Source organism: Moorena sp. SIO4E2 (genome assembly GCF_010671945.1).
In the GTDB taxonomy this organism is placed as follows: domain Bacteria; phylum Cyanobacteriota; class Cyanobacteriia; order Cyanobacteriales; family Coleofasciculaceae; genus Moorena; species Moorena producens.
Genome location: NZ_JAAHIE010000189.1, coordinates 1 through 12,451, shown reverse-complemented (window position 1 = coordinate 12,451; position 12,451 = coordinate 1). Strand labels below are relative to the sequence as shown.

7 protein-coding genes are annotated in these 12,451 nt (G+C 45.5%); 3 read left to right on the top strand and 4 right to left on the bottom strand.

What is annotated here, in order from left to right; translation table 11 throughout:
- The 4 genes from F6K37_RS19315 to F6K37_RS19300 all read right to left on the bottom strand — a co-directional run.
- Positions 1–311, bottom strand: a 311-nt coding sequence (locus F6K37_RS19315; RefSeq protein ID WP_287251624.1) for an FAD-dependent monooxygenase, incomplete at its 3' end; no start/stop codon positions are given.
- Positions 304–2,268 carry a LodA/GoxA family CTQ-dependent oxidase gene (locus F6K37_RS19310; protein WP_287251623.1) on the bottom strand — a complete coding sequence of 655 codons (1,965 nt, stop codon included), beginning with the start codon at positions 2,266–2,268 and terminating at the stop codon, positions 304–306. The genes F6K37_RS19315 and F6K37_RS19310, both read right to left, overlap by 8 nt.
- A gap of 73 nt (positions 2,269–2,341) precedes the next feature.
- Positions 2,342–3,619, bottom strand: a complete 1,278-nt coding sequence (locus F6K37_RS19305) for a ferritin-like domain-containing protein (protein ID WP_287251622.1) — start codon at positions 3,617–3,619, stop codon at positions 2,342–2,344.
- Positions 3,620–3,995: 376 nt separating this feature from the next.
- The gene (locus F6K37_RS19300) at positions 3,996–4,187 is read right to left on the bottom strand and encodes a hypothetical protein (protein ID WP_287251621.1); all 192 of its coding nucleotides are present in this window, start codon (positions 4,185–4,187) and stop codon (positions 3,996–3,998) included.
- Positions 4,188–5,173: 986 nt separating this feature from the next.
- Between F6K37_RS19300 and F6K37_RS19295 the strand changes: the two genes are divergently transcribed.
- From F6K37_RS19295 to F6K37_RS19285, 3 genes are all read left to right on the top strand, one after another.
- Complete coding sequence (locus tag F6K37_RS19295) at positions 5,174–6,019, top strand: hypothetical protein (protein WP_287251620.1); 846 nt, start codon at positions 5,174–5,176, stop codon at positions 6,017–6,019.
- Positions 5,988–7,001 (top strand): aspartate/glutamate racemase family protein, encoded by a 1,014-nt coding sequence (locus F6K37_RS19290; protein WP_287251619.1) that lies wholly within the window; start codon positions 5,988–5,990, stop codon positions 6,999–7,001. Before F6K37_RS19295 ends, F6K37_RS19290 begins: the two co-directional genes overlap by 32 nt.
- Before the next feature lie 93 nt (positions 7,002–7,094).
- On the top strand, positions 7,095–12,451 hold a 5,357-nt coding region (locus tag F6K37_RS19285; RefSeq protein ID WP_287251618.1), incomplete at its 3' end, for a non-ribosomal peptide synthetase.

Below are 12,451 nucleotides of genomic sequence, written 5' to 3'. Positions count from 1 at the left end.
TGCCAACCCTGTCTTCCAGGATAGAGGAAGAAATCATTAAATCCAAGTTGGGCACTGCCCCAAGCCGAACTACTACCTAAAGATGGCAGATGACCATCTTTTAGAAAGGAGTCCAGCACCCCCAATTCCTTCAAAATCGATTGGGTGTTGGGGGAGATAGTTTCACCAACTCGAAAATCATCCTGCTGAGATTTTTCAAAGATGGCAATCGGTCTTGCTCCCTGTTTCTGGAGAGCAAGGGCAGTGGCAGCCCCTGCAGGACCACCACCGATAATGGCAATATCAATCTCCGAAAGGAGGCGATTAGTCACGAGGTAATTTTCTGGCTACTTCAGCGTAATAGGGTGTAGGAAAATTCTCAGGCCAATTCGACGAGTCATAGTGTGAAACTTCCAACACAAATCCCAGGTCATGCCACTTCTGAACCATGTCTACGTCATCGGGAAACATAACATAATCGCTAGCATTTTGGTCGTAGTCAGTGCCTATCCAAGGCATCTGTCGATCCTTGATACTCTCGTCGGGTCCTTGCGTTTTGAAAGTAGGTGCGGCAGTAGGATCCGAATAGACAAAGTATGGGCGTTGTGCAGGCCACCACCAAACAATACGGTCAAGAGTTTGAGTAGAACACTCATTGAAATCTGCCTGCCAAGGCAAAGCCATAAACTTGGTAATATCCCCTGGCTCAACACCTTCGTCCAAGTTCATACCCAAGCTAAGGGGCTTCTTTTCACTGTAGTCGATTGCTTTCTTCTTAATCCGGAAAGGTTCCGAGTAAATCTTGGGATTCCGTGAAATCCAGGTCATTTCGATTCCAGGAGAAAAAGCCCCTCCCACGCAGTTTTCCAAGCTAGCACGGGTAAGCTCTTCACCAGGATCTGCTACCTGAGGAGTTGGTGGTGTAATGTTTTCAAAGTATCCCTCTACCCACTGCTGAAGCATGAAATATTGGGTGTCTGTCAAGGTCAGATACTTCTTTGACTTCTGGCTGGAACCAGTGGCATCGTCTCCTGCCAAATAGGGCATCATCGGATAGCCAGTTTTCGGAGATTTCAGGGTATTTTTCTGGTCTGGTGCCCGGATTTGGTCAAAAAAGTATGCTCGCAGACCATTGTAGTCTTCACTGGTATTTCCTAATAAATCAGAGTCAAAGGTGTGGGGTTTGGGCGGTATAGCAACTACCCAGGGCATCATGGAAGCATGCTTGAGTATAGGTTTGATGTCCGCCTCAAAGTTCGGTTTGTAACCAGTAGAACCATTTTTCCACAAACTATCCTCGTAAATATCTGGGCGGTATCCCATCTCCCGCACCGCCACATCAAAGATGGTATCGTACAGGGTGACTATATTGACTATCTCCGGGGCATAAGCAGGTGGTCCCACCAATACCCAAGCAGGAGATGCTTCTTCTTCTGGATCGCCGTTGCTAAAGGTTATTGTTGCTGATACTGGTCCGTCGGAGGTATCATCCCACCAATCGTCATTGTTGGCATAATCAGTAATCTCTGGAGTTGGGTTGCTCGAACCAGCTTTACCGTATCCTCCCACTACAATTAGTCTACTTTCATCATCTATTAGTACCTTTCCTAAAGAACTAATGGTGACGTTTGGAGTTTTGCTAGAGCCGTCATATAGTTCGTCCGGAGGATAGCGACTAGGATAACCGGCAGGTTGAGATGCCAAGTCGAATTCCTGCGCCTGTGATGGCAGAGAAGTTGATGAATCTAACGATAAGGTTCTGTAACCGAAATCGATGAAGAGATTTGTCCGGTCTCCTGGATACTTACTGTTACGTAAAGGATGATTGGAAGCGTATCCATTTTCACCATTCATAGTAAGGAACTCGTACCAACTAGCTTTTTTATTAGCTAGGTGAACAGTCCAATCAATACGACTTATCCCCAGAGAAGCCATAGTTGACTGAGTAACTTCTGTTACTTCTATTAATGTAGTCTCATCTTCTGAGTAGGTGTATTTATAAAGGCGAAAACGGACTGCTTGGCGACGCAGTTTACCATCGCTATCTCGGAAGTCAGTTTTCTGAAAATCACTTCCATCTAGCTTGATGGGAAGTCCTCCTCTTGTTTCTGGTTCTAGATAATACTCTTCGCTGTTACCAACACGAGCAATACCCATTGCGGGATGAATTTTATACTTAACTACCATTTTTCCTCCTCCTAGGATTATCCTCCATTTTTTCGGCAATACCAGCCATACCAGGCATAGCAGCACTACCACCACTAGCCCTATCAGCAATAGTTTCAGCATTTACACTTGCTCTACTTGGGGTTTTATCAAAGGGTTGACAAGCGCTCCTCTAAACACTTCTCTAAACACTTCTCTATAAGTGCTTCTCTAGGGGAGTTCCCTCGATTTTTTTGCTGATTTTCTGAAGAGCTTCATCAAGTTTATGCCAAGTATCTGCCATGGAGCGTGACACTTCATCCTGTTGAAGACATTTCTGTTTCAATTTACTGACCTTAGCAGTAATTTCCCCAAGAGTTATTGGTGTATATTCAAAGCAAGGACCAGCCGTAGGACCAAGAGTTGAGTTGGTATCTGCGGAAATTGGAGTTTTCATTAACTCAGTAATCGCTGGTGGAAATACACCCTGCATCAGCTCCACAACAGTTGTGAAGTAGGCTGTAGTGTCTGCATTGTCTGCAAAGGCTTGTTCCAACGCTTGGATCATCAGACTGTAGTCGTCTTGGAAGTGACTAGCAAGCTCTTCAGCAGGTGTCCCTATAAACTTCGCTATTGAGGGATTGGGCAACATCGGATAAGCTGATGGCAGGGCAACTTTCCCATCTGCGATATCCCTGAACTTAAAGTAATGAGATAACTCGAATGGAGTCCCTAGAATTGGACCGTAGGTACCATCGTTACGATTACCATATCGGTTATAGGTTCCATAGGGTTGCTTAGGCCGATACTCGGTGGTAGGAGGAGTTGCTCCTTCTCCCTGTTGTACGATTTGCTCAATTGCTTGCTCAGCAGTTTTGAGATCGCTTACTGCGATCGCTTTTCCACCACCGCTGCCAAAGTAGTAGTTAGTTTTCTGATGCTCAGGAGTTCCGGAAAACAGAGCTGCACTACCTATATTGGCGTCGAGATACTCAAACCCTTCTTTAATGGCTTGATAGATTTGCCCAATGCTGGTAAATTTTTCCCCTTGTGCTGGCAGGGGTTGATTAGACTGCATCGGTTCCTCAATCGCCATGAATGTCTGTTTGATTAATTCTGGGGATGCTGCCAGAATTTGCACATAGGGACCGTCGTAGAAATTCGGCAATATATAGCTAGGATAGGTAATTTCAGAAATGTAAGGAACCAGACCATTAAACGGATCACTAGCTGGTTTTACAAATAGAGGAGTCTCACCGATAGCCAGTAGCAAATTGCATACTAAATTAATATGCAACATTTCCTCCAAAGCCACACTTCTGATGATTTGATAGGCTTCAGCTGATTTATCTTCCATGGAATAAACCGCTGTCAAATAGGGAGGAATGGTCGCAAACTCTAGATACAATGCTGCCTGAAGAGAACCCCTCAGCTTTTCCTTTGTAATAATTGCTTCATAGGTCAGTGGTAGAGGTTTTTTTACAGAAACTGTCATTCTTATCGCTCCTGTTGCCCTGATATATAACAGAACCTAGATCGCCTCGGAAATTATAGCATGTATCAATAGATACGAGAACTTAAATTTATTTAATAATTCCACGAGCTATGAGTAGAGAGATTTACAGCCCGAGGGTGTGGAGGAATTTACGATACGGTATGGTAGCGCACATTTTACAAGTGCTATATTTAAGGTTTTTAAATTGATATTTTAAACTGGGATAGATGGAAAAAGCGATGCAGTACTGTATAAAATAATTTATTAACTTGCTGTCAAATTCTCTAAGACAGCGTTCAATCCCTGAATTGACAGTTTATAGCGGTTCTCATAGGTAAGCATTCAGCTATCAGCGTGTCGCGTATCAGCTATCAGCTTATGCGCTACTTGAGGTGCTACTTGAGGTGCTTATGGGCACGCTACTTGAGGTGCTATCAGCCGTCAGCTTTTGAATAAAAGAGGTAACCATTTGTTTAATCTGAGTTACGTCCCAGCGTCGTTCGCACAGCGTGGCCGTTCGCGTAGCGTGGCCAAAAGGCCAAAAGGCCAAGGCCAAAGCCTGTGCCACAAAGCTGTTCCCGTAGCATGGCCAACGGCCAAGGAGTTTTTTTCAGAGTTTAAATTCTCATTAATCTATCAATATTAAATTCTGCCGTTCCCGTAGCTTGGCCATAGGCCTGCATAGATTTCTTTCAAGCTGACTGCTGACTGCTGAATGCTTACCTAGTTGCTAGAGGCTCCTACTAGAATGGTAAAAAATTCTGTGTAACTCATTACTATGACAACCGCTATAAGCATAAAAAATATAAGTCTAATAAACACTTATACTTATATAAGTATATACTTATATTTTTTGTTAAATTTTATTTAATTTTAACAAAAAACTATTATTTTATGATATGGCAGTTCATGGAAAAATGTAAATTTTTATGTCAATAAGCTGTGCTATCAATAAGCTGTGTTTTACTAGTGAAGGGAGTTAACTAGGAAGATAAAGAAACTTAGAGAACACAGACTTAGAAAACACAGACTTAGAGAACGACTGATACTCTGAAGGGTTGATGCCACCTCTGGTCATTGAGTAAAACATAAGGGAAGCAAACGGTCAGGGGGCAGTCTCTAACATTTGACGGAATTCCAAGCCTTATGGGTTGGGAGCGATGTCCGCGATTAATACAGTTGTGAACAGTCAGATTGAGCTGTGAAAGAAACCTGTATTGCTATAGAGTGAGCCCGAGAAAACAAATGGGATGCTCTCAAAGAGCCGCTACGGGAACGCCAACAAATTTGAGAGACTACAAAATCAAGGTACGTTAGCGAATAAAGGTTCTTCCAGACTACAGCATCATCAGGAACTCCTAACCATCCCACTAGCCCTAATCCTGCCCAAACAATCCCTAGTTAATACTACAATATATATATTGTACATTTGAATGGCAAAATGTGGTTGAGGGAATTAACCTTAAGCTCAGCTTAAAAAGAAAATTAAATGTTGAAATACGAGCCGGATGAGGTATTATTTATAACAGGCAATTATGGGTGGCAATTTTTGGTATGACTAAAACTTTGTACGAGACCGTAAATCCTCTAATCGCTATGGTGGATGACGCCCAGTTGAGGGAGTCATTGACTCAAGCTTTCTCGGAAGCAAGGGAGGAAGTAAGCAAGATTGATAATTTCTTTGCACTGGTTCCTAGCCATCGTTGGTCTAAGTCATTTCTGGCTAATTTCTTTAACTCCTGGAAGGCGACTCACCTCAAGATGTTGGCGATCTATGGTCTATCTTGTCGCTTACAACGGCTGGCTTTGGCAAATCCCGACTCAGTGAGGGAACAGTTATTCATGGCCGGAGCCTTCAATGCTGAGACCAGTTATGAAGACCTCGGTTTAGACTTTGGAGGTCAAACCCATGCGGAGCTGTATAACCGTTTTGCTGGGGTGTTTTTGGATGACGCTTCCTGGCAGTTAGACCAGTATTGCTTACCGAAAGCCAGAGAGTTTAAACAATGGATTTATCAGAACATGGTAGTGAATGATATTCCCAAGGGATTGTTCACCAATATGTTTTCTGAGATCTATAACCACGGTGAGTATAGCATAGCTCTTTCGGCTTTTAGTGATCTCATTGATCGTCATTACTCCTTCTCGGCTGCAGAAAAAGAGCAAGCTCTGACCTATATCCACGCCCATGTGGCTGATGAGACGGAAGTGGATCACTTTTTGGTAGTGGTCAAAGCCTTGAATGCTTATTGTCAAGGGACAAACACATCCATTGATTACGAACAGGCTCAGAACTTGTTTGTGGAATATTTGACTCGTTTGGGTGGTGTAATGGTAGACTTCACTAACATGATGAGTCAAGAAAATCATGCAAACGAACCCCTCATCTGCGCGTCTTAACCCCCAGCATCAGTACTATTTTGAAACAGCTCAACAGGCGATTACGGCGCTCCCAGCCTATCGACGAAGATTAGCTGACATTGCCAAGACCTACAATGGCTTGGGAGAGGTGATTGCCGATCAAGACTATCCCACAGAGGTGATGGTACTCCGGCCTCAGCACACCAAAGCTCCCCCCTTACTCTTAATTGGAGGGATGGGTCCGATACCAGGAGTAGCGGGATTTGAGCAAGCCTGTGAGATGTTTCAAAACACTCGGGAAATTGTGTTGTTACAGGCATGTGCGCTGCCGAATCGAACAGCAGTCATGGCCGAAAAGAGGCAAGCTGGCAGCAAAACCTTGGCCAAAACCTTGGCTGAGGAGGAGTTAGTGGAAATGCTAGAGATGGCAATTCGAGTGGGGGTGGCACAAATTTCCACAAGCGATACTCCCATCCAAGTGATTGTCCTGTGTAATGCTGCCCATTACTTCCTGCCCCAAGCGTGGCAGCGGCTGCTGAACAATCATCCCCAGATGGCAATTAAACTCCAGTGGATTTCGTTAATTGAATCTGTAGTGGATTATCTCAAAGCTCAGCCTTGGCGGCGACCGTTACTGCTATGCACCAGTGCCACGCGATGGGGACAGGTCTACGCCCATCCCCTTCAGGCCAATGGCATTGACCTGATCGAACCAAGGGATGCTTTGCAGTTAACCCTGATGGACTGCATTTATCAGGGGGTAAAAGCCTCTAATCGTGATTTAACCTGCTTCTTAGGGGAACGCTTCTTTGTTGAGCTGCTCAACACCCAACCTGACCCGGACTGTATCATTGCAGGCTGTAGCGAAATTCCCTGTTTGCTGGAGTGCCTGCAAGGAACAACTACCGGTGCTGTCGGGCAGTTTTTGTCAGCCCTCGACGTGATTAATCCGGTTCAACTAGCTTTGAACCATGCTGCTGAGAATCTTCAGCCGATGGCAGCAATGGAACTGAACCTGTGACGAGACAGGTTTTATCTCTAACAGATCAGTCCAACCCAGATTAGCTCAAATACTTAAGCTCAAACACTTAGCTAAAACACCTAAGCTAAAACGATGAATCCCTCTGTACAATCCCTGATTGAAAACGACAACGATAGTCTCAACCAGACAAATAAACCTTTCCCCTTAGAAAATGTTGAACGGTCCATTGTAGAGCAGTTTGAACAACAGGTTTCACGTCATGGGAATCGTCTTGCCATCGGTTTTCCAGGACAAGAGCTAACCTACAATGCCTTAAACCAATGGGCGAACCGGATTGCACGAGCCGTTTTAGCCAAGCTTGGGGCTGGGACCCAACCGGTTGCTCTGTTATTTGAGACCGGACCGAGCATGATTGCAGGGATGTTGGGAGTACTCAAAGCCGGGAAATTTTATGTTCCCTTAGATATATCGTTACCAGAGTCTCGCCTGAGCCTGATTCTTAACGACTCAAAGGCTAGGTTAATTTTAAGCGATCGCTACCATCTCGATGCTTCAGGGTTTGAGCAGAGGATTTTGAGCCAAGATGTTTTGATCCAAGATGTTTTAAGGATTGATAGCCTCGAACCAGGGATTTCAGACGAGAACTTAGAGATTCAGTATCATCCTGACGAGCTGGCCTATATTCTTTACACTTCCGGTTCTACAGGACGCCCCAAGGGTGTGCTCCAAAACCATCGCTATGTCCTGAATCTATGCCGGAACTATACCAACAGCGGCAAGATTAGCTTTAGCGATCGCTTTTCACTGTTGTACTCAGCTGCCTTTGGTGGTGCAGTGCGAGATATTTACTGTGCCCTGTTGAATGGAGCAGCCCTATTCCCCCTCGATGTCAAGCAAATTGGCTTACATCAGTTAGGTCGATGGTTGCGAGATAATGAGATCACCGTTATGTTTGCGGTGGCAACATTGTTTCGTCACTTTGTTTCAACATTGGATGGGCTTGAAGATTTTCCCAAGTTACGACTAATCCAAATTGGCAGCGAAACGGTTTACCGACAGGATGCCGAACTTTTCCAGGAAAACTTTTCCGACCAATGCACCTTAATGGTGAATCTCGGAGGTACAGAAATTAGTCCAGTGCGACAATTTCCCATTACTAAAGAAACCGTGCTCACTGGTGCGACGGTGCCTGCGGGGTATGGAGTTGAGGGCACCGAGGTTTTCCTTTGGGATGAATCGGGGCAAGAGGTACCTCCGGGAGAGGTTGGTGAAATTGTGGTTCGTTCTCGCCAAGTCGCTTTAGGCTACTGGCAACAGCCTGAGCGAACGGAGCAAGTGTTTATTACCGATGGCGAGCACCGATATTTCAAAACAGGAGATTTAGGTAAGTTATTACCGGATGGTTGTTTGCTGCACCTAGGTCGTAAAGATTTTCAGGTCAAGATCCGAGGTTATCGGGTTGAAACAACTGAAGTGGAAGCCAGTTTATTGAACTTAGACGCTGTTCAAGAGGCGGTTGTAGTCGCCCAGACAGAAGCAGGGGGAGCAGTGGGCGATCAACAGCTAGTGGCTTATCTGACTCCGGTAAATCCCCAAAACAAACCTACAGCTAAAGAATTAAAAGCTGCGTTGGGAGCTACATTACCCAGTTACATGGTTCCAGCTTGCTTTATTTGGCTAGAGTCATTACCGTTAACTGTAACTGGTAAAATTGACCGACGAGCTTTACCGAAACCCGAATCAATTCTATCAACATCACAATTAGAATTAAACGTTATTGCCCCCCGTACGGCGACAGAAGAAACCTTAGTCAAAATTTGGTCGGAAGTCCTAAAAATAGAGCCGATTGGCATTGAGAATAATTTCTTTGAATTAGGGGGACACTCCCTTCATGCCAGCCAAGTTGTGGCTCGGATTTCTAATAGACTAGGCATTGAAATCCCATTGAAGCAGATTTTTGAAGCACCAACAATTAGCCTGCTTTCAAATTACCTAGAATCCGTAAATACTAGCACTTGTAGCACTGGTGACTATCCATTAGTCCCCACCCCCAGGACAACAGAGGCAGACATTCCTCTATCCTTAACCCAACAAGGTCTCTGGTTTCTGGCTCAACTGGAAGACAATCGTGCTGCGTATAACTTGGTCAGAGCGTTTGTGATTACCGGGCGATTAGACAGAACGAGTTTAGAAAATGCGATCGCAACCCTCATAGACCGCCACGAAATCCTAAGAACCACCTTTTCTGCTCGTTCGGGCATGCCTTTCCAAAGGATTTCATCCCAAATTTCTTTACCCTTATCTATTGTAGACTTGACCACTGAGGGGTTTGATGGGATTGAGGAAGTGATTCTCCTTGAACAAAATCGCCCCTTCGATGTAACTGTTGGTCCCCTGCTGCGATTTACGCTAATTTGCCATTCACAGGAAAAGCAAATTTTACTACTGACCATGCACCATATCATTAGTGATGATTGGTCAATACAAGTTTTGCTCAGAGAACTCTCATCCCTTTACACAGCTGGTTTAACCCAGACATCGCCATCCTTACCAGCTCTGCCCATTCAGTATGTTGATTATGCTAAGTGGCAACGCCAACGGTTCACGGGAGAGTTTAGAGATGCCCACATTAAATACTGGCAAGAGCAATTAGCAGATGCTTCCCCAGTGCTTAACCTCCCCCTGGATCGTCCCCGCACAACTCAACCCTTCAAATCTGGCTGGGTGCCATTTCACCTCAATGGGGACCTAACTCAGAAACTCAATGTCTTAAGCCAGGGTCAGGGAACAACTCTCTTCATTACCCTTTTTGCGGCTTTTTCCGCTTTTCTGTCTCGCTATTGCCATCAAGACGATATTGTGGTCGGGACTCCCATCGCCAACCGCACCCCAGCCATAACAGAGGCGTTGATTGGCTTTTTCGTTAATACCTTAGTCTTGCGCACTCGACCGAACCAACAGCATACCTTCATTGAGTTGCTGTCCCAGGTTCGTCAAGTGGCCTTAGAGGCTTATGCCCATGCTGATGTCCCCTTCGACCTGCTGGTAGAGCAACTGAAACCGGAACGGCTGCCAGGGGTTAGTCCCCTGTTTCAGGTGATGTTTGCCTTGCAAAATGTCCCGAAGGAAACCCTTGATTTATCCGGGCTGACTGTGAGTGCTAAGCCCTTAGACAAACCTACTGCTGGGGCTACCTTTGATTTAACCTTATCCCTGACCCAAAGCAATACAGAACTGATTGGCGCTTTTGAATACAATGCCAATCTGTTTGATGAAGCAACGATTGAGCGGATGGCCAGAAATTTCCAAATTTTTGTAGAGGGGATCACTGGTGACCCAGAACAAACCATTGCTCAATTGCCGATGTTGAGTGCTGCTGAACGACAGCAATTGTTAGTGGAGTGGAATCAGACCCAAACCGATTATCCTCGCACTTCCTGCGTTCACCAGTTATTTGAAGCTATTGTCCAAAATACCCCAGATGCAGTAGCAGTGGTTTTGGCAGACCAAACCTTAACCTATCAGGAATTGAATCAACAAGCCAACCAACTCGCCCATTACTTGCAAACCTTGGGGGTTGGTCCAGAGAGTTTGGTGGGGGTTTGTTTGGAGCGATCGCCTCATCTAATCATCGCCCTGTTAGCAATTCTCAAAGCAGGTGGAGCCTACCTTCCCCTCGACCCAACTTATCCTCCCCAGCGACTGGCTTTCATGGTAGAGAATGCTGGTATTCAGGTAATCCTGACCGAAACGGGTGTGAGTCAGAGTTTACCACAGGTAACCCATTCTGTCAATCTCGATACCTACGGTAAGACGATTGCAGCCCATCCCACAGAAAATTTAAACTCCCCCGCTACAGCCACATCTTTGGCCTATGTCATGTATACCTCCGGGTCCACAGGACAACCAAAAGGAGTCAGCATTACCCACCGCAATATTGTGCGGCTAGTGAAGAATACCAACTATGCCAAATTTACTGCCAATGATGTTGTTCTCCAATTAGCATCGATTTCTTTTGATGCTGCCCCCTGGGAAATATGGGGAAGTTTGCTGAATGGGGCTTGTCTAGTTCTATTCCCAGAACAGCAAATTTCCTTGGAAGTCTTGGGGCAAGTAATGAGACAACATCAGGTCACAATTGTGCTGCTGACCACTGGGCTATTTCATTTGGTGGTGGACGAGGGGTTGGAGGATTTACGCTCCTTGCGTTTACTAGTGACTGGTGGAGATGTATTGTCTGTATCCCACGCACATAAATGTCGTCAAGCTCTACCTGATTGTGAGCTCATTAATGCCTATGGTCCAACAGAGAACACAACCCTTACCTCTTACTACTCGGTGCCGAGGGAAGCTTCATTTGAACAATCAATGCCCATCGGTCGCCCCGTTGCCAATACCCGAGTTTACATTTTAGATTCCCAACACCAACCAGTTCCCATCGGGGTAGTAGGGGAACTGTACACCGGGGGTGATGGAGTGGCCAGGGGCTATCTCAATCGTCGAGAACTGAACGCAGAACGATTTATTTCCAGTCCTTTTAATGAGGATGAAATTCTTTACAAGACGGGGGATAAGGCACGCTATTTACCGGATGGCAATATTGAGTTTATCGGACGAATCGATCATCAAGTTAAGATCCGAGGATTTCGGATTGAGCTGGGGGAAATTCAAGCGGTCTTAAATCAACATCCTATGGTTCAGCAAGCTATGGTAATGGTGCGAGACGATCGTCCTGGTGATAAATATTTGGTGGCTTATGTAAAGGGAATTGAAGAGCGGGCATTTCGTGCTGAACTACGGCATTTTCTTCAACAAAAGCTGCCGGATTATATGGTGCCCAGTGCCATTGTTGGCCTCGACAGCTTTCCCTTAACCTCAAATGGTAAGGTCGATCGCCGTGCTTTACCCATTCCCGATTTTGAACAAGAGCGCTCAACAGATTTTGTGGCTCCGAGCACCCAAGCTGAAACAGTTATTGCCAATATTATAGCTACGGTATTAGGGCAAGAACGGGTAGGTATCCACGATAACTTCTTTAACCTAGGGGGTCATTCATTGTTGGCAACCAAGGTCATTTCTCGACTGCGGGAAGCGTTCGAGGTTGAATTACCAGTGAAGATTATATTTGAATCTCCCACGGTCGCTGGTTTAGCCTCCATCATTATTAATAGCCAACAAACGACTCCTGGATTGACCATACCGGAAATTGTCCCAAGGGAGTCCGAAGGCCAACCCCTCCCCCTCTCTTTTGCCCAAACTCGCCTTTGGTTTCTCAATCAGCTAGAAGAACGGCCTAACGCCACCTATAACATTGCGGTTGCCCTGGAAATTACCGGTTCCCTAGATGTGGGGGCCTTGGAGCGAGGAATACAGGAAATTGTTCAACGCCATGGTATTCTGCGAACCCGGATTCAGGTGGTTAATGGCATTCCACTGCAAACAATCGATCCCTGTGCCGAGTTTAGATTAGCTCCACTACAGCTAACCTA